Origin of the sequence: Colwellia sp. KU-HH00111, from assembly GCF_040362745.1 — a bacterium.
Taxonomy (GTDB): Bacteria; Pseudomonadota; Gammaproteobacteria; order Enterobacterales; family Alteromonadaceae; genus Colwellia.
The window spans coordinates 941,862-959,534 of the sequence record NZ_BAABWO010000001.1 but is presented as its reverse complement, the minus strand read 5'-3'; the positions used below and the strand labels follow the sequence as shown (position 1 = coordinate 959,534).

Annotated in this window: 19 protein-coding genes; 5 read left to right on the top strand and 14 right to left on the bottom strand. The window is 38.8% G+C overall.

Annotated features, from left to right (window positions below; translation table 11 throughout):
• Window positions 1-43 precede the first annotated feature (43 nt).
• Complete coding sequence (locus ABXG98_RS04235) at window positions 44-877, bottom strand: pseudouridine synthase (RefSeq protein WP_353537427.1); 834 nt, start codon at window positions 875-877, stop codon at window positions 44-46.
• 93 nt (window positions 878-970) lie between these two features.
• Here ABXG98_RS04235 and ABXG98_RS04230 point away from each other — a divergent pair, with 93 nt between their 5' ends.
• The 3 genes from ABXG98_RS04230 to ABXG98_RS04220 are packed head-to-tail and all read left to right on the top strand — an operon-like array spanning window position 971 to window position 3,580.
• Window positions 971-2,038 carry a DUF3549 family protein gene (locus tag ABXG98_RS04230; RefSeq protein ID WP_353537426.1) on the top strand — a complete coding sequence of 356 codons (1,068 nt, stop codon included), beginning with the start codon at window positions 971-973 and terminating at the stop codon, window positions 2,036-2,038.
• 39 nt (window positions 2,039-2,077) lie between these two features.
• Window positions 2,078-2,380, top strand: coding sequence for a DUF3301 domain-containing protein (locus ABXG98_RS04225; RefSeq protein ID WP_353537425.1), 303 nt, complete (start codon window positions 2,078-2,080; stop codon window positions 2,378-2,380).
• 54 nt (window positions 2,381-2,434) lie between these two features.
• Window positions 2,435-3,580, top strand: a complete 1,146-nt coding sequence (locus ABXG98_RS04220; RefSeq protein ID WP_353537424.1) for a DUF805 domain-containing protein — start codon at window positions 2,435-2,437, stop codon at window positions 3,578-3,580.
• 122 nt (window positions 3,581-3,702) lie between these two features.
• On the opposite strand, the gene ABXG98_RS04215 is transcribed toward ABXG98_RS04220, so the two are convergent.
• The 11 genes from ABXG98_RS04215 to ABXG98_RS04165 all read right to left on the bottom strand — a co-directional run bounded on the left by ABXG98_RS04215 (window position 3,703) and on the right by ABXG98_RS04165 (window position 13,311).
• The gene (locus tag ABXG98_RS04215; RefSeq protein WP_353537423.1) at window positions 3,703-4,116 is read right to left on the bottom strand and encodes a putative zinc-binding protein; all 414 of its coding nucleotides are present in this window, start codon (window positions 4,114-4,116) and stop codon (window positions 3,703-3,705) included.
• 118 nt (window positions 4,117-4,234) lie between these two features.
• A complete protein-coding gene (locus ABXG98_RS04210) occupies window positions 4,235-5,776 on the bottom strand; it encodes a cobyric acid synthase (RefSeq protein ID WP_353537422.1) in 1,542 nt (513 codons plus the stop codon).
• Window positions 5,777-5,888: 112 nt separating this feature from the next.
• Window positions 5,889-6,581, bottom strand: coding sequence for a YehS family protein (locus ABXG98_RS04205; protein WP_353537421.1), 693 nt, complete (start codon window positions 6,579-6,581; stop codon window positions 5,889-5,891).
• A gap of 182 nt (window positions 6,582-6,763) precedes the next feature.
• Entirely contained in the window at window positions 6,764-7,276 is a 513-nt protein-coding gene (locus tag ABXG98_RS04200) for an HvfA family oxazolone/thioamide-modified RiPP metallophore (protein ID WP_353537420.1), read from the bottom strand.
• A 206-nt stretch (window positions 7,277-7,482) separates the two neighbouring features.
• Entirely contained in the window at window positions 7,483-8,793 is a 1,311-nt protein-coding gene (locus ABXG98_RS04195) for a hypothetical protein (RefSeq protein ID WP_353537419.1), read from the bottom strand.
• A 2-nt stretch (window positions 8,794-8,795) separates the two neighbouring features.
• A complete protein-coding gene (locus tag ABXG98_RS04190; RefSeq protein ID WP_353537418.1) occupies window positions 8,796-9,413 on the bottom strand; it encodes an energy transducer TonB in 618 nt (205 codons plus the stop codon).
• Between the two features lie 3 nt (window positions 9,414-9,416).
• Window positions 9,417-9,821, bottom strand: coding sequence for an ExbD/TolR family protein (locus tag ABXG98_RS04185; RefSeq protein ID WP_353537417.1), 405 nt, complete (start codon window positions 9,819-9,821; stop codon window positions 9,417-9,419).
• Between the two features lie 12 nt (window positions 9,822-9,833).
• Window positions 9,834-10,358 (bottom strand): MotA/TolQ/ExbB proton channel family protein, encoded by a 525-nt coding sequence (locus ABXG98_RS04180; protein WP_353537416.1) that lies wholly within the window; start codon window positions 10,356-10,358, stop codon window positions 9,834-9,836.
• A complete protein-coding gene (locus ABXG98_RS04175) occupies window positions 10,358-11,707 on the bottom strand; it encodes a MotA/TolQ/ExbB proton channel family protein (RefSeq protein ID WP_353537415.1) in 1,350 nt (449 codons plus the stop codon). Before ABXG98_RS04175 ends, ABXG98_RS04180 begins: the two co-directional genes overlap by 1 nt.
• Window positions 11,707-12,486 (bottom strand): DUF3450 domain-containing protein, encoded by a 780-nt coding sequence (locus ABXG98_RS04170; protein ID WP_353537414.1) that lies wholly within the window; start codon window positions 12,484-12,486, stop codon window positions 11,707-11,709. Before ABXG98_RS04170 ends, ABXG98_RS04175 begins: the two co-directional genes overlap by 1 nt.
• Before the next feature lie 450 nt (window positions 12,487-12,936).
• Window positions 12,937-13,311 (bottom strand): MGMT family protein, encoded by a 375-nt coding sequence (locus tag ABXG98_RS04165; RefSeq protein ID WP_353537413.1) that lies wholly within the window; start codon window positions 13,309-13,311, stop codon window positions 12,937-12,939.
• A gap of 91 nt (window positions 13,312-13,402) precedes the next feature.
• Here ABXG98_RS04165 and ABXG98_RS04160 point away from each other — a divergent pair, with 91 nt between their 5' ends.
• A complete protein-coding gene (locus ABXG98_RS04160; protein ID WP_353537412.1) occupies window positions 13,403-13,861 on the top strand; it encodes a YaiI/YqxD family protein in 459 nt (152 codons plus the stop codon).
• Window positions 13,862-14,640: 779 nt separating this feature from the next.
• Here the strand turns inward: ABXG98_RS04160 and ABXG98_RS04155 are convergent.
• Window positions 14,641-15,477, bottom strand: a complete 837-nt coding sequence (locus tag ABXG98_RS04155; protein ID WP_353537411.1) for an ion transporter — start codon at window positions 15,475-15,477, stop codon at window positions 14,641-14,643.
• A 2-nt stretch (window positions 15,478-15,479) separates the two neighbouring features.
• Window positions 15,480-16,136 carry an MBL fold metallo-hydrolase gene (locus tag ABXG98_RS04150; RefSeq protein WP_353537410.1) on the bottom strand — a complete coding sequence of 219 codons (657 nt, stop codon included), beginning with the start codon at window positions 16,134-16,136 and terminating at the stop codon, window positions 15,480-15,482.
• A 182-nt stretch (window positions 16,137-16,318) separates the two neighbouring features.
• Here ABXG98_RS04150 and ABXG98_RS04145 point away from each other — a divergent pair, with 182 nt between their 5' ends.
• A complete protein-coding gene (locus ABXG98_RS04145; protein ID WP_353537409.1) occupies window positions 16,319-17,659 on the top strand; it encodes a sodium-dependent transporter in 1,341 nt (446 codons plus the stop codon).
• The last annotated feature ends 14 nt before the right edge of the window (window positions 17,660-17,673 follow it).

Below are 17,673 nucleotides of genomic sequence, written 5' to 3'. Positions count from 1 at the left end.
CATTACAAACATTGAAATGAATAGGTCACTGTATTTTTTAAGTTTAAAGTGACCAATCAAGCGCCTTAAACACTTGTAACCACTGTTGATCAAAATCAGCGCTAATGGTAATTTTTTGTTCACTAACCGGATGAATAAAGCTTAAGGATTTAGCAATAAGCATTAAGCGCTTAAAACCAAAATGGTTAATAAAAAAGGGATTTTGCTTGTTATCACCATAATTAATATCACCTAAAATAGGGTGACGTAAATGTGCCAAATGTCGACGGATTTGGTGACGTCGCCCTGTTATTGGCTCTAGTTTCACTAACGAATAGCGAACACTATCAAACTTGCCAAGGGCAATAGGTAAACTTGCTTGTTTGAGCACTTGATAATAAGTTTGTGCTGATTGCGCTGCTTTGTTTTGACTAACGTATTTATCGCCCAATTTATCTAATTTTTCTTTAAGAGGGTGATCAATTAGCTGAGGTTGTGTTGTGATTGGTAAATGGCCCCGCACCAGGGCAAAATAGGTTTTTGTTAAGCTATCATCAACTGTTTGTGATAATTCATGCTGTGTGTCAATTGCCTCGGAGTCAGTATCTGCACTATTAGATTTAGTAGCAAACGCGGCATTCATTTTTTGTGCTATATCTTTAGTGAGGGCAAATAATAACACACCCGACGTTGGTCTATCTAAGCGATGTACAGGATATACGTATTGACCAATTTGGTCGCGTACCAACTGCAAGGCAAAGTAAATTTCATTCTTGTCCATAAAACTACGATGAACAAATAGCCCCGCAGGCTTATCTATCGCCACAAGGTAATCATCCTGATAAAGAATGCGAAGGATTGGTTTTTCTGGTAGTAAAATATCAGATTGAATAGCCATAGACCTATTTAAAATTTTGCTAGATAGCCCTATTATCTCTATAATAGCGCACAGACTCAATCTCTCTTTAATACTGGTTTACTATTTTCTCCTATGGATACTATCGACACTATTTCGCAACTGCTTCATTCGTCAAACTCTCAGTATCGAGTTTATGATATCGGCAGAAAAATTGAAAAAATATCAAAAGAGCAATTTGAAAAAATAGAATTAAACCAAATCCCCTACCCGTATCCAAGTCAAGGTCATGCCTGTATTGCGCTTGCTTTTTGGCAACAAGGATCACCCGTACCTTATTTATGGTTGCTAAAGCTTCCTCTTGATGAGCGAGGTTTGTTAAACCAAGGAGCTAGAAACCATTTTATTGCCATTATTATTGAGGCACTAGGGAATGATTTAACACAAGATGCAAATGAGCATCAAGAAGCGCTGTTAAAAAGCAACCCCTATTTATACACCCCTGCGCAATACAAGTTAGCGGTATTGAACAGCAAAATAAAAGTTGAACTAAAGCAATCACCTAGCGAGTATCTAGCATCCTTTTCAACTTATCTGTCAGGAAAAAACGGTTGGGACAAATGGCAAGCAGTTGGGGTGCAAGGAATAAGTGACTTTACCGTAAGACTGACTGAAAACGGCTATAGCCAACAATTAATTAATGCCTTAGCACATCTACCCAATGAGGTGTTATTTCCTTTATGCTGCGCATTGGAAAATGAACAGTTTTCGGTTGAATTGCTCGATGCATTATTAGCTTTGTTAAGCAGCAAATTATTGCCTGTTGAGCCAAGCCAAGCACAAGAATATATTGAAATTCAGCAACATTTATTACGCAGCATTGCCAGTAATTGCCAACACCCCCATGTTGAGGAATTTATTGTTACCCTATTAGCACAAGAGAATGTTGCACCGGAACTATTAATAACCCTTTCTGGGCGCTGTTGGTTAGCTCTAGCCAATACTCAGCAATTAATGCTATTTTTAGAGCACTTAATTGCGTGCAATGATCAAGCTCTATTTAATAGTATTTTTAAGGATTTAGTTGCGATTCCTGTTATTCGACCAATACTTTTTCAGTGTATGCGCACACCTGAGCGCAGTAATGCATTAGCTCAAGCCATTGGGCAATTATTTAATCAGCTTTCTCCTAACCAAGTGTAACATCGCAACGTTACTATACTGAGGTTCAATCAATACCCTATGGAAAACATTTATTACTTACTCTTTTTTTTCTTACTGTGGTGGTATTTCATCTATTTAAGAAAAGTATCAGAAGCAGCCCGGTTACATGCAAACCGTTATTGTGAACAAAGCCAGTTACAGTTTATTGCAATAGCTCGACGGTCAAGTCGGTTAACCTTTAATAAAAAACATGGCTTAGTATGGTTTAGTATATTCGATATTGAGTTCAGCGGTGATGGTGAATCGAGTAACCATGCAACGATGAGCTTATTTGGACTAACACTAGATAATGTTGATATACCGCCATACCGAATTCATTAAACATTAGCGCTTTTAATGTTATAAATTATTTCTCCACTTTGATAGGAAGACACTGTGCAGTTTTTAAAGTCCCTTTTTTGTTTACTCGGTTTTGATAACAGAAGCCGATTTTTTGCTATTTGTGCTTCAGTTTATGCCATTTTTATTATGTTGGTTTCAGCATTTACCAGCCAATTGGTCGTTGCTGTATTTATAACACTACTCTTTACTGTGGTATTAGCGCTGACTAATTTACGCCGTCTTCATGATGCCGAACTTAACAAAAACTGGCTATTTGTTCCGAGTATTGCCTTTATCACTGTTGCCTTAATTATTATTTTTGCAGAGCAATATAGCAGTTATGCCTTATTTATTATCCCAGCACTTTGTTCAGCAGTATTACTCACCTACCCTAGCCGCAAATCAAGAAGTTTTATCCTAGGCTATTATGGGCCTGTTAATATGCAAGAATATCAAGTAGAAGCACATCTTGGTAAAGCAGCTAAATTTCGGATTGAACCAAGGCTAGTTGGCGATAACCATCTCAGTACTGATAGCCTAACTAATGTTGAGCAACCATCAGTTTTTCAAGAACATGTCCAAGAAAACAGTCGATATTCAAGCAATACAACTCACCATGATCAAACACTTGATGTGGGTGAGATGATCCGCATAAAAATACTGAGTAATAACAAGCTAAAATGGGGTTGTGGGCTGCTTATTGTACTAACATTACTTGGTTTATTAACTGTATGGTTGGTCAACTTTCTCAACGCCTCTTCCAGCGATTTAAGCCAAGAAAAGACCAATCAAATAGTCAATAAGACTGTGCCTAAACTAGATAGGTACTACCCATTAGCTATGCCAGATAATTACACTTTATATTTATCTGAACATCGAGGTATTACTATCAACTGGCAAGCAGATGAAGTAAACACAGCGCTTTTATGGTCACAAGAAACAGCAAAAGGCGATGGCAGTTGTAAAGAAATTAGCTTTAATAAAGGCGTATCAATACGCACTCTGATGGTACAGGTTGAAACAAACTCTGGTGCTAACACTGACTATTTTGCCAGCTTTTCTCCACTTGATAGTAAAACACTCATTAAAGCTCTCGCCTTTGGAAGCAAGTTTTCTTTATGTGGTTATCAATTCTCTTTAAAAGGCAGCCAAGCAGCTATTGCAATAAATGATCAATATGCGAGCTGGTTAGAGTACTAAGCAGCTAACTGGTACACAACTAGCTGATAAATTGAGGTTAAATTAGTAAAAAAAGCATAAAAAAAAGTTAGCAAAATGTTTGCTAACTTTAAGGGTTATTAATAACTCAACTCATTAATAATTTATTTGGTTTTAAAGCCTATCCCTACTTCAAATAACTGATCATAAATGCTTTTCATTGCGATAGTGTTCTCAGTTAACGAGTCGTTCCACTTGCTTCGCTTTTCAAAGCCTAAATCACTAATTTGATAATAGTAATCTGGCTTTAAACCACTGACATCAAGGCATGATTTTGTACAAGATAAGCCGCAGCCATCAATCGCAATAATAGGTCGGCCAGAAAAAGCTAAATCCATAATAGGAGCAACTTTACCTACTACGCCTGATACGCATGACATTTCAGCAATACCATCACCATCAAGATTAAGTGATATATTGTGCGCCATTTGCGCTAAATTAGAACATCCAGAGCAAGAATACACGATAGGTTTTTCTTGTGGTTGAACTTTTTCGTTGTTTTTAAGGTCTTCAGACACTGGGTAATCTCTCTTTGTATAGTAGTGCTAAACAGCTAAGTGACTTAAATAGCAAATCACCTATATAACGCCGATTATTTGATTCTAACAAGACAAAGCAAGAACGTTTTGATTTACATCAAGGTTTGTACCAATCACTCAATAATTTATCCAGTTTATCTATATCAAGATATTTATAACATGCATCACTAATTCGGTTAATCGCAATATCCTCTAACTGGTCAATACTAACATTTTCAGTAATCTCACTACCCGACCATGCCATAATGAGCGTCAAAGCTTGCGGCGTATCAAATATGCCATGTAAATAACAACCTGCGATTTGCTCATCTGCTGTTATCAATCCCTGAGATTTCCCATCAATACAAAGTAATGCCTGTGTGCTAGTTGAAGTGTCAGGGAGTAATTGGCTAATCCCTGAATGGATTTCATATCCACGCACCGCGACAGTTTTCTGATTTAAGTTTAGCTGGCCTTCAACATTCACTAGGGTTTTCGTTGCCTGTAACTGCGTGGTCATTGGCAAGTATCCTAAACCGGTACACTCACCATTATCGCTCTCTACTTGCATTGGGTCAGCAATAAGCTTACCTAACATTTGATAACCACCACAAATTCCCATTACTTTACCACCGTAGCGGCAATGCTTAGCAATACCGTGATGCCAATTTTGGTTTTTTAAAAATTTAAGGTCAGCAATGACATTCTTACTTCCGGGTAGAATAACTAAATCGCACGCCGGGATACTGACCACTACTTCAGGGTTTTTAGCAAATAAAAACTGACAGTTAATTTGCTTATGATGTCGTAAAGCATCAAAGTCAGTATGATTGCTCATATGCGGATACACTAAAACAACAATGTTAACTTGGCTTGGCTGCTCGTGATGAGCACAAGTTTGCTGTTGGGTAATCAGTGCATCTTCAGACGATATATCTAAGCCATGTAAATAAGGTAATACCCCTAAAACTGGTTTTTTAGTACGCTTTTCTAACCAGCGTAAACCAGATTCTAATAACGTAATATCACCACGAAAGCGATTAATGACAAAGCCGATGACACGATCTTGCTCGGATTGTGACAATAACATTAAAGTACCAACAAGTTGTGCGAACACACCGCCCTTATCAATATCTGCGATGATAATCACTGGACAATCAACCGCTTCGGCAAAGCCCATATTAGCGACATCACCCTCTCGCAAATTGATTTCTGCAGGACTACCCGCTCCTTCAACGACAATTAACTGGAACTGCTTAGATAATCGCTGATGGGACTCAAGTACTGCAGCCATCGCCACTTTTTTATAATCTTGATACTGCGCTGCTTCCATCTGCCCTTTATGAGTTGCAATCGCTTTACCGTGTATTATGACTTGCGCGCCGGTATCAGAATTAGGTTTTAGTAATATAGGATTAAAGTCAACATCAAGGGGAACATTAGCAGCTTTAGCCTGTAGCGCTTGTGCGCGGCCAATTTCACCGCCACAAGGTGTCACTGCACTATTAAGTGCCATATTTTGCGGTTTAAACGGCGCAACGTTAAGGTGCTTGCCGGCGAATAAACGACATAAACCAGCAACTAGGGTGGTTTTTCCGGCATCAGAGGTAGTACCCTGTATCATTAACGTTTGCGCTGAGGCTGGTCGATTATCATTCATGGTTAAAATGTACTAACTTGGGAGATATTGGGCAACAAAGCAGATACCAAACATAATAACTATAGGTGAGATAGTTAAGGTAAATAGAGTGTTACCTTAAAGGCTGTTGGCTTTATTTGTCACCAAGCTTTAAAACCTGACGTGATGATTTTTTTGACTGAGCTTGCTCAGACTTCGGATTAACATACACCGCACTAGCATTTGGCCTTGCACCTTCGATCCATTGCTCAACGGCTTTGCTTTTTGCTTTGTGTTGGCTTTTTTGTGTTTTGGCAGAGTGATTATGCTTATTACTGGCACCAGCTTCTTGTGCATTGGCATCATTTTTAACAATTTTTCCAGTACGTGCTACGTGATATCTTAGATCAATGGCTTGTAATAAGTTTCTCAGCACTTGATCCTTACATTCACGATAGTGTTTATGATCAGGCTTTCGGCTAAACGCACTCAGTTCAGGTTTATTAAGACGAAAGTCAACTGTTTTAAGTAAATCAATTAACTCTTCTGCTTTAAGATTTAGGGCTATTTTTAGTTTTGTCAGCACGATATTATTCGTTAAGCGTTTTTCGGGAACTGGTGAAGGCCCCGCTTTTTTGCCTCGTTTTTCATTAATAAAACCATTTAGAAATGCAGCTAACTCTATGTCTTGGCAATTAACAAAATCATCATCGTTATCTTTCTTTAACCAGCCGCTAACTTGCTCTCTTGTGACTGTTTTTCCAACAGAAGCAAACAAAGCAATCATTTTGTTGTCATTGAAGTTAAAGGTATAGCGCAAGCGGCGCAAGACATCGTTATTGTTCAAGATAATTCCTAATATAATAAAAAATAGTGTTCATAAATAAGGTTAGCTCATTTTAGCAGGTTTAGCGTGTTAAGTTCTGCTATTTTTGACATAAAAAAACGAGCAAATCACTCGTTTCTTTTATCTTTAAATGCCACTAAACCAAATAAATCTAGGAGTGGCATGCTGATGTTATAGCATTATTAAGCCTTGCTTTCGCCACATTTACCTTTGGCTTTAGCTTTGCCTTCACCACATTTACCTTCGCCACATTTACCTTTGGCTTTAGCTTTGCTTTCACCGCATTTGCCTTCGCCGCATTTACCTTTGGCTTTGGCTTTGCTTTCACCGCATTTGCCTTCGCCGCATTTACCTTTGGCTTTGGCTTTGCTTTCACCGCATTTGCCTTCGCCACATTTACTTTTGGCTTTAGCTTTACCTTCACCGCATTTGCCTTCGCCACATTTGCTCATAGCTTTGGCTTTGCCTTTGCCTTCACCGCATTTGCCTTCGCCACATTTTCCTTTGGCTTTAGCTTTACCCTCACCGCATTTTCCTTCGCCACATTTTCCTGCTTTTTCTGCTGGTTCCGCAAAGGTTACCAGATCTTGAGAAGCAAATGGGTTGGTTTCAGCTTTAGCAACATTACTAGCGAAAACAGATAAAGCTAATAAGCCAACAATAGCCGCTAAGCCCGATTTTTTAAGTAAATTCATAACATGTTCCTTTCTTATTTAAATTATTGATACTGATATTCTATTAGTTCTATAGCTTTTTAGATAGACCAAAAACTGTCGTTTTTAATTTCAAAAAAAATAATATTTTTTTAATTATTATCGCTTATCTATATTTAGCAATAAAAAAACCAGCAACCTGATTAAGGAGTGCTGGTTTTTTGCTTGCTATTTATCAATAAAGCTTACTAAATAGCAACGTTTTTGCGTCTAGCTGTGTCAACAATAAAGCCTTTCCAACCTTTAGCTGCTTTACGCGACTTGGGATCGTCCATTGCTTTGTTAATGGCTGCATAAGCTTGCTTATATTTTTCAAGGTAAAAATAAGACTCAGCAATACTCATGTAAATACGGCCTTTATTTTTAACTCCAAGCTCAAGTGCTTTATTTAAAGCAGGAATTGCCTTAGCAAATTGTTCATCTTGCTTAAGTAACATGCCTTGCTTACGATAATGCTTCGCTTCATTGGTCATTTTAGCCAACTCACCATAATATTTGGCGGCTGTACCAACATGCTGAGCAGCATGCCAAGCGTTTGCTAAGGTCGCAATGTTTTTATCATCACGTTTAACAAGCCCTGAAGCAATATGCTTTTCCAACAACCTAGCAGCACGATAAGGTGACTCATTAGAAGAATACAAATTAGCTAATGTCTTAATTTGTCCTTCTTTTTCGAGGAATCCTTGCTTGTATGCTAGATCTAGCGTTTGCAGTGCTTTAGGGTAATCTTCCACTAATAAATAAAACATTGGCAATTGTGTCCACCACGATTTATTTTCAGGGAAAATCAAGATAACCGTTTCAAGTACATCAATGGCTTCTTTATACTTTTTACGTTCGTAATAAGAAGTCAATTTCAAAACATATGGGTTTTGATTCGGTTTATCACCAAAAGCAGCAATGGCTTTATCAGCAGGCACAATCATTTTATCTAATTGTTTCAGCTCATAGTTTGCTTGTGCAATTTTAACCCAAGTATTGCCATCACTTTTACCGGTAAAGTCCATCCAAGCATAGTAATTAGTTAAAGCGTTTTTATAGTCTTTAGTTTGCATTTGCAAATCAGCCAATAGCTTTAACGCTTCACCATGGTCACCTTCATTTAAAATGTCTGGCGCAATAGCTTGTTTAAGATACTTTATCGACTCTTTTTCATGGTCACCTTTTGTGGCGTACATAACCGCAATAAAACGTGCAACATAAGCTTTATCGTAATCTTTACTTGCATCAATATCCAAAAGCACAACTAGTGCGCCATCGATATCAGACTTAACACCTTTTTTCTCGTCACCTGCATATAGTTCAAAAGCTTTTTGTACTTTTTTACCAACAGAAGGACCAACGAGTTGCGTAGGACGTTTCTTTTTCTCTTCTTTTGCACCCGCCGCCATTACAGAATCTGTAAAGGGAACTTGAGCAACTAACAGTGATGCTACAACTACTAATGAAGTTGACGCTTTACGAAAGAAAGATCGCTTAAGGGTAAATTGTTTCAACATAACTACTTCCCTCCGTCCATTTTAAAGTCTAATTGAACCGTTAAACCTGGCTGTCTCAATGGCTTACCATCAACAACTTTTGGCTTGTATTTCCACTTTCTAAGCGCACGTTTTGCTTCTTTATCAAAAACACGCTTAGGTTGTGCTTCAATTACTTTAACATCTTCAACACCACCAATTTCGTTGATAGTAAAAGAAAGCTTAACCCAACCTTCTTTACCATCTCGTGCTGCTTGAATAGGGTATTTAGGCTCTATTCGTACAATTGGTGTTGCATCGCCATCACGTCCAAAACCAGCACCTGGTGCAGATAATCCCGTTGAGGCGCCAGATAACTGAACACCTGGCATGTTAAACGTTAAACCACTGCTATCATTGCTCGCTTCAGGCTCTTGTGGAGCTTGCTTCGGCGGAGCTTTAGGCGGCGGCGGTGGCGGCGGCGGTACACGACGACGTGTTTCTGCAGACGACTTTGGTGGTGTAGTATTAACTTCTACTATTATATTCTCTTGTGCCTCATCCTTAGTTCTATCACCTGATGATACAAGGAAAGCCATAAAAGCAAATAAACCAAAGGTAACTGCAGCGCCTAGTAGTATTGATACTAAAACGCGTCCCATACTCTACCCCTTAGCTGCAGCAATGGATATTCTAAGACCACTTCCTGCTTCTTTAATTGCATCCATTACTTTAACAACAACACCGTGTTTAGCGTCTTTGTCTGCTTGGATAATAACAACATCGGTTGGTTGCTCTGCAAGTAATTTTTCAATCCTTGCGCCAACACGTTCGATATCAACACGGCCTTTATCTAACCAGATTTCACCATTATCTTTAACTGCAATAAAGATATTAGCGTTTTTCTGTTTAGTTTGTTGTGCCGCTTTTGGTTTATTTACTTCAATACCTGCTTCTTTAACAAAAGAAGTGGTTACAATGAAGAAGATCAGCATGATAAATACGATGTCAAGCATCGGTGTCATATCAATTACCGCTTCTTCGTCCTCACGAATTTTTTTACGTGCCATGAAAATCTCTCTCTAGTGATGAGGTAAACTGTCAACCAGTTTAGCCTTTGCTAGTTTAACTTGAGCGTCTAGTCTTGAACTGAAAAACACACCAGATAATGCTGCTACCATACCCGCCATAGTCGGAATAGTTGCTTGTGATATACCTGCTGCCATTAAACGCGGGTTACCTGTACCTTGTTGTGCCATCGTTTCGAACACCCCAATCATACCTGTTACCGTTCCCAACAACCCGATTAATGGACACATTGCCACTAATGTTCTGATGGTAATCATACGCTGTTCAAGCAATTCGTTTGCTTCGGAAATCCAAGTCTCTCTAATACGATGTGCATACCAAGACGTTGTGTCTGTGCGTGCATCCCAGTTAGAAATAATATTTTCTTTCATTGCTGGGTAGACAGATGACAAGAACCAATAACGTTCTATCATCATTATCCACATCAATAAGAGTGCAAAGGCAACAACGTAAAGCACGTTACCGCCAGTTGCAATAAAACCCCTGACAGATTCCCAAAGCTCTATCAGGAATAACATTATTTAGACTCCTTCTCTGCAATCGCAGCAATTAAACCTGCACTTTGCTCATCTAGTTTTTGTAAAACGCTTTTCGCTTTACCAGCAACAACTGAGTGAATAAGAATAAGTGGCAATGCACAAATCAAACCTAATGCTGTTGTTACAAGTGCTAGTGAGATGTTACCCGCCATAATTTTCGGGTCACCCGTACCAAACAAAGTAATGGTTTGGAAGGTCATAATCATACCAATTACGGTACCTAATAGACCCATTAATGGGGCAATAGCAGCAAACATTTTAATTAAGTTAACACCACGGTCTACTTTAGGTGTTTCACGTAAAATACCTTCATCAAGTTTCAATTCTAACGTTTCAGCATCAACTGATTTGTTATCATGGTAAATTTGCAATAAACGACCTAATGGGTTGTTAGCATTTGGCGTATCAAGGTTTTTCTCTTGTGCCTTAATTTTAGCTGACATACCACCTAGTACAATGATACGTTCAAGGGCAATTAAACAACCGATAATTAAAAGTACTGTGATGGCATAACCTACTTCTTTACCTTCGTGGAAGAATTCTTCTAAGGTTTTCTTACGTGTTTCTAGTGATAAAATACCACCACGTGAAGGATCGACATAAACACCAACATATCCAGAGCTCGCATTAAAGAACTCTTTAGCAGTTCCTGAAATATGACCCGCAGGTTGCTTAGGTAAAGGTTGAACTTGACCTACTTCATCGTTATACGTTAGGTAGCCATTGTCTGATACTAAGTTAAACGTACCTAAACGAGTCACTGTTTCAGTAGACTTAGAGCCATCTAGGTTGGTAACTTCAGTTGTAAACTTAGAAATTTTACCTGATTGCGTCATTTCAGTTTGTAGTGCAAACCATAACTCTTCAAGATCACTAATCGATGGGATTTCTTTAGCATTAGCGATGCGGTTAAGCGCTTCACCACGGTTTGAAAACTCAGCGCTTACAATTGAAGTTGAAATCTGTCCGTAAGCACCTGCAGCTGCTGCACGTGATACACCGAACATTTCACCTAACGTACCCGTTGCGTTATCAAGTTCAACTTCTTTTTGTGCTAACGTAATTTCGTTTGCTGCATATTCTTTAGTTAAACGCTTATTACGCGCATTCTGGTTAGCTAATTCTTTTTTTGCTTTATTTAGTAAGGCTTTTTTATCAGCACGAGCAGATAAAAACTCAGCTTCACGTTTTTTATCAAGTTTAGCTTCTGAAACACGGTCAGCTTTAACTTGCTTTAATAAATCATCTAACTGGTTTGCGTGGGTAGTAGTCACTACACCAGCAGTCATAATTGCTGCTAGAGCGACAAAATTTAACACTTTTTTCATTATTCTGCTCCTGCTGCAAATACTGGTAATTTAGCTAAATCCATAGGAAGTTGCTTACGCGCCATGGCGATTGCATCTTTAACGGGTTTGATGTACTCATCACCCAACTCTTCCCATGCACGGCTTTGGTTATTCCACAACCATGAACGTTTACCATCTAAAGATTGTGCAACAAAAGCAATACGCCCCATATGCACAAAATCAGCAGTTAGTGTGGTGCCGTTAAAATCCATCTCTGCTTGGTATGCATCAAAGATTGTGCCGTAGCCCGCTTCAATTTCATAAGCTTCAAGTACTAAACGAAATTGCTCTGAAGTAGTAACGTTTGAGTTATTCATAACGTCACGTAAGTTAGCAACACGTTCTTTACGACGTTCAATATTCATTGGCACGTCTAGTTCAATAAACTTATCTAAGGTGTCAATCATTTTGTACATTAGTGGTACAACACCTGATTTGAATTTATCGATACCATCAATTTGCTTTTGTAATGAAGCAATATTTGCTTTTTGATCATCAACCATACGTTGTACATGGTCGTTATAACCACGAAGTACGTCAGCTTCATCAACCGTATTACGATACTCAGCAAGTAGATCTTGCGTTTGCTCGTAGATAGTGTTGATTTTGGCTTGTGATTTTGCTGAGGCTTTAAAAATTTTAGCTTCAGCTTTTTGAAGGTCTGTTAATGCATTTGCATTAGCGATGTTGCTACCTGTTAATGCTAGTGCGCCTACCATTGCCGTAGCGATGAGGCTTTTCTTACTTACTTTGGACATAGTTCCCAACCAATTGCTATTTAAATTTTGATAACAAAGATTTATGTTACCGCAAATATAAAAATCTGTCGTTTTGTACTTATTATACAACTAATGTGTAATTTTTTATGAATACAACCTATCAATAATCCCAAATGACAAACAAGCTGTCAAGATGAGAGTTAAAGTTGCTTTCTATTGTAGTAACAAATAAAAAATATCACCCATAAAAAAACAATTTTTGTAAATAAAATGTTTGAATTGTGATGAATGGTCTTTTTTGCTTATTACTTAAACAAAGCTGCCTAAATTTAGGCACAAATACTTTGCTGCATATGTTTTACTAATTCATTCGTAGTAAGTCAAATTTATTTGTGTTTTTTGAGGATAAAAAAGACAAGAGAAGTGAATAAATATCAGAAAAAATGAAGTTAAGCCCTTAATAAACAATGAAAGAATGATTTTTTTAGCTTAAAATTCTAGTTTGTATAATATTTCAGCTAAATCAGGTTGCCACTGAAACTCGCTTAATTTAACTCTGGCGCCAATAACCACCACTTGCTCTGTTTGTAATCGCTGTTTTTGTTTGTCAAAATTAAGGCTATCAGTAGGAAAAGATATTTTACCTTGCGAATTAATCACTCGATACCAAGGAACGTTTTGACCTTGCCAACCACTTTCTGGCACCATACCTAATGCTTTCCCCACTAACCTTGCTCTACCGGGCAAACCGGCTAGATCGGCTATTTGTCCATAACAAGCCACTTTACCTGTTGGAATAAGCTGCACTGTTTGCCAAATTTGCGCATAGTGTTGATTGACTGAGTGCTTAGTTATATTTGACAAAGTGTCCTCCTTATTTCATAAGAATAAGTTATCATATCAAGATGAAATATTTATTTATAGATACGAACACAATGATGGAATTAGTATATTTATGAACATTTGGGTCGATGCTGATGCCTGCCCCGTGGTAATAAAAGAAATTTTATTTAAAGCGGCTGAACGTACAAAAATACAAACAACGTTAGTAGCCAATCATCACATTAAAATTCCACCATCTCGTGTTATTCACTTTATGCAAGTGAGTTCAGGCTTTGATATTGCTGATGATGAAATTGTTAAACGGGTTGAAAAAGGTGATTTGGTTATTACCTCAGATATTCCTTTAGCCGATGAAGTAATTACTAAGTTTGCAGTAGCGTTGAGCCCAAGAGGCGAACTATTTACTAAAGAAAACATAAAATCTCGGCTTAATATCCGTGATTTTATGGATACGATGCGTGCCAGCGGAATGCAATCAGGTGGGCCACCACCTCTTAGTCAAAGTGATCGGCAAACCTTTGCTAATCACTTAGATACTATTTTAATGCGTTATCAAAAATCGAAGCGGTGAAAATTGTAGGGGTAATTCATTGCCCGCTTTTTTGTCGGAATACCCTACATGGGGGGTTCTCTTTGTAGGAACGGGATTCGCTGCACGCTTTTGTCGGAATACGCTACATGGGGGTTCTCTTTGTAGGAAGGGGATTCGCTGCACGCTTTTGTCGGAATAAATTCCGCCCTACATTGGTTTATCAATCCGCCCTACATTGATTGCCCTGTGTAGGGGGTAATTCATTGCCCGCTTTTTTGTCGGAATACCCTACATGGGTTGTCCTCTTTGTAGGAAGGGGATTCGCTGCACACTTTTGTCGGAATACGCTACATGGATGTAGCTTATTAGAGAATGCAGGACGCACATTCTCCTGAATTCCGCCCTACATTGATTGCTCTTTGTAGGGGGTAATTCATTGCCCGCTTTTTTGTCGGAATACGCTACATGGGGGGGTTCTCTTTGTAGGAAGGGGATTCGCTGCACGCTTTTGTCGGAATAAATTCCGCCCTACATTGATTGCTCTTTGTAGGGGGTAATTCATTGCCCGCTTTTTTGTCGGAATACACTACATGGGGTTCTCTTTGTAGGAACGGGATTCGCTGCACGCTTTTGTCGGAATACGCTACATGGATGTAGCTTATTAGAGAATGCAGGACGCACATTCTCCTGAATTCCGCCCTACATTGATTGCTCTTTGTAGGGGGTAATTCATTGCCCGCTTTTTTGTCGGAATACGCTACATGGGGGGTTCTCTTTGTAGGAAGGGGATTCGCTGCACGCTTTTGTTAAAAATCATTCTACCCTACATTTTTTTGATTTTTTACTAACAAGGCTTTGATTTCAACAAGCTCTTGTTCAAGTTTTTCAATTTGAGCACGACTAGCTGGCTCCCCGCCCTCGCCTGTTTCTCCATGCTGCTCAGCACGAAAACTTTCATGCTCTTGGCTCATCACTTCCAGTACGGTACCTACCATCATATTTAAGAACACAAAGGCAGTTAAGAAAATGAAACTTAGATAATAAATCCAACTAAGTGGGTGTACAGCCATGGTTTCGTACATGACATCAGTCCAATCTTCAAAGGTTGCCACCCGAAACAGCGTTAGCATTGAGATCGACACATCGCCCCATAATACATCGTTAATTTGATTAAATAACATGCTACCAATAGCTGCGTAGATATAAAAAATAACAAACATGAGCAAGGCAATGTAGCCCATTCTAGGTATGGCTTTGAGTAAGGCATTAATAAGCAACCTCAACTCAGGCACCATAGACACTAGGCGTAACACTCTGAAAACTCTCAACAAACGAGCCAATAACACACCTGAGCCACCATCAGGGATTAAGCTGCCAATAACAATAACGGTATCAAAGATATTCCAGCCATTATGAAAAAATCGTTTTCCTTTTGGGTAAGCAAGAAAACGAATCACTATTTCGATAACAAAAAAGATGGTGATGCCAAGGTCTAATAAGGCAAGTACCGCAATGGTATTATCAGATAATTGATGTGTTTTGGCGCCAATCAATAACGCTGACAGTAAAATTACGGTAATAACCGCACTTTGAAACACTTTACTTGAATCAATTTTTTTTAAACGTCGTTGCGCTCTAAAAACAAAACTAGCCATAATTAACGCGTTGCGCCCACCGCTTGGTCACTTACATATGGGTTACTAAGACGTTCTTGTCCAAAGGTACTCATAGGTCCGTGGCCCGGAATAAAACGCACCTCATCTCCTAATGAAAATAGGTTATTACGAATAGAGTTGATCAGTGTGGCATGATCACCACGGGGAAAATCGGTTCTACCTATAGAGCCTTGAAACAGTACATCTCCAACTTGCGCAAGCTGTGAATCACGATGGTAAAATACCACATGACCTGGCGTATGGCCGGGGCAGAAGTATACCTCTAAGGTGATATTACCAAAACTAACAGTGTCACCTTGGTTTAAAAAGCGATCAGGGGTGAAAGATTCTGCATGAGCAAAACCAAAGCGTTGCTTTTGCTCTTCAATTAAATCAATCCAGAACTGGTCTTCTTTGTGGGGTCCTTCAATTGCAACATTATAATGCTTTGCTACTGCATTAGTTGCTCCAGCATGGTCTATATGGGCGTGGGTTAAAAACACCTTAACTAGGGTTAAATGATGTTTGTCAATTGCCGCTATCACTTTATCAATATCACCACCGGGATCAATCACTGCCGCCTGTTGTGTTTCATCACACCAAAACAAAGTACAGTTTTGTTGAAAAGGGGTCACTGGAATAATTTCAAATTGCAACATACTACTATCTACTTATATAAGACTACTGAGTTTTTTGAAATAATAACACAAAGTAGCGCATGAAAATCACCCTTTATATGTAACAAATTTGTATTTTTAACACTTATCCTAGTTTGCTTTACTCAACTAGAATAAATAGGTAAGCTCACCTCCTATTATTTAATACTTAAACTGTTAACTTCATGTCGTCTTCTGCTCTTCCTCGTGATTCATTTCATTCTCGTATTGGCTTTGTACTTGCCGCTGCTGGCTCTGCTATTGGTTTGGGTAATATCTGGGGCTTTCCTACCCAAGCCGCCAACAATGGTGGTGGCGCATTTTTATTTGTTTACCTTATTGTGACCTTATTACTTGCCTTACCTGCACTCTATGCCGAGGTTTATATTGGTAACCAAGCACAAAAAAATCCGGTTAGTGCGCTTGCTGAAGCGTGCGGCAATGGTTCTAAGCGCTTAGGTCGTAATGCTGGCATTATTGGCTTAGTGGGCGCCATTATGATGTTAAGTTTTTATACTATAGTAGCAGGTTGGATGTTAGCGCATGCATTAAGTGCCTTAACTGCATTGATGGGCTTTACAGATATTTCAAATTGGTTATCCACTTCTAGTACGCTGCGTAATCTGGTATTCACCCCTGTATTTATTGTTTTGGGCGCAGGTATTATTCACCAAGGAGTACATGGCGGCATCGAACGTTGGTCAAGTCGCTTAATGCCAATGTTACTATTGATGCTCATTGGCTTGATTGTTTATATTCTCCAACTAGAAGGAGCACAAGCTGGCTTGGCTTTATATTTAATTCCGGACTTTGCTCAAGTCAGTGATCCCAAACTCATTATTTCTGCCATGGGACAAGCTTTTTTCTCACTTTCTATCGGTGTAGGAGGTATGATGGTGTATGGCTCATACATGAAAAAAGGGCAAGATCTAGGTAAATTAGTGGTGTCTATCGCTGCACTGGATACTTTTATCGCGTTTCTAGCCGGGTTATTAATTATTCCTGCGTTATTTGTCGCCCAACATGCGGGTCAAGAAGTATTCACTAACGGCCATTTAATCGGTGAAGGCCAACTAATATTTCAAATTCTACCTTCTTTATTTGCCACTATGGGCATGGGTGGCTTACTGGTTTCTTTTAGCTTTTTCACCTTGCTGTCTATTGCGGCACTGACATCGACAATTTCTTCTACCGAGGTTCCTGTAGCCTATTTAGTTGAAGATAAAAACATGAATCGAAAAGGTGCGACTTGGCTTATTTCTGCCGTTGTTTTAGTTGCTAGTATGTTACTTATTGCATTTTTTGACTTACTATTTGGCTTGGTCATTCAAATGCTAACTACCATTCTCCAACCGCTAATGTCATTGTTTTATTTTATTGTGGTTGGTTGGATTTGGCAGCGTGGTAATAAACTTACCGATGTTGCACAACTACAGGAAAATACCAAACTAAGATTTTTTGGTTTTTACTTACGTTATATTTGCCCTATTTTGTTAATCATTGTTTTTATCAATGTTGCATTTTAAAAGGGGTTGCCTGT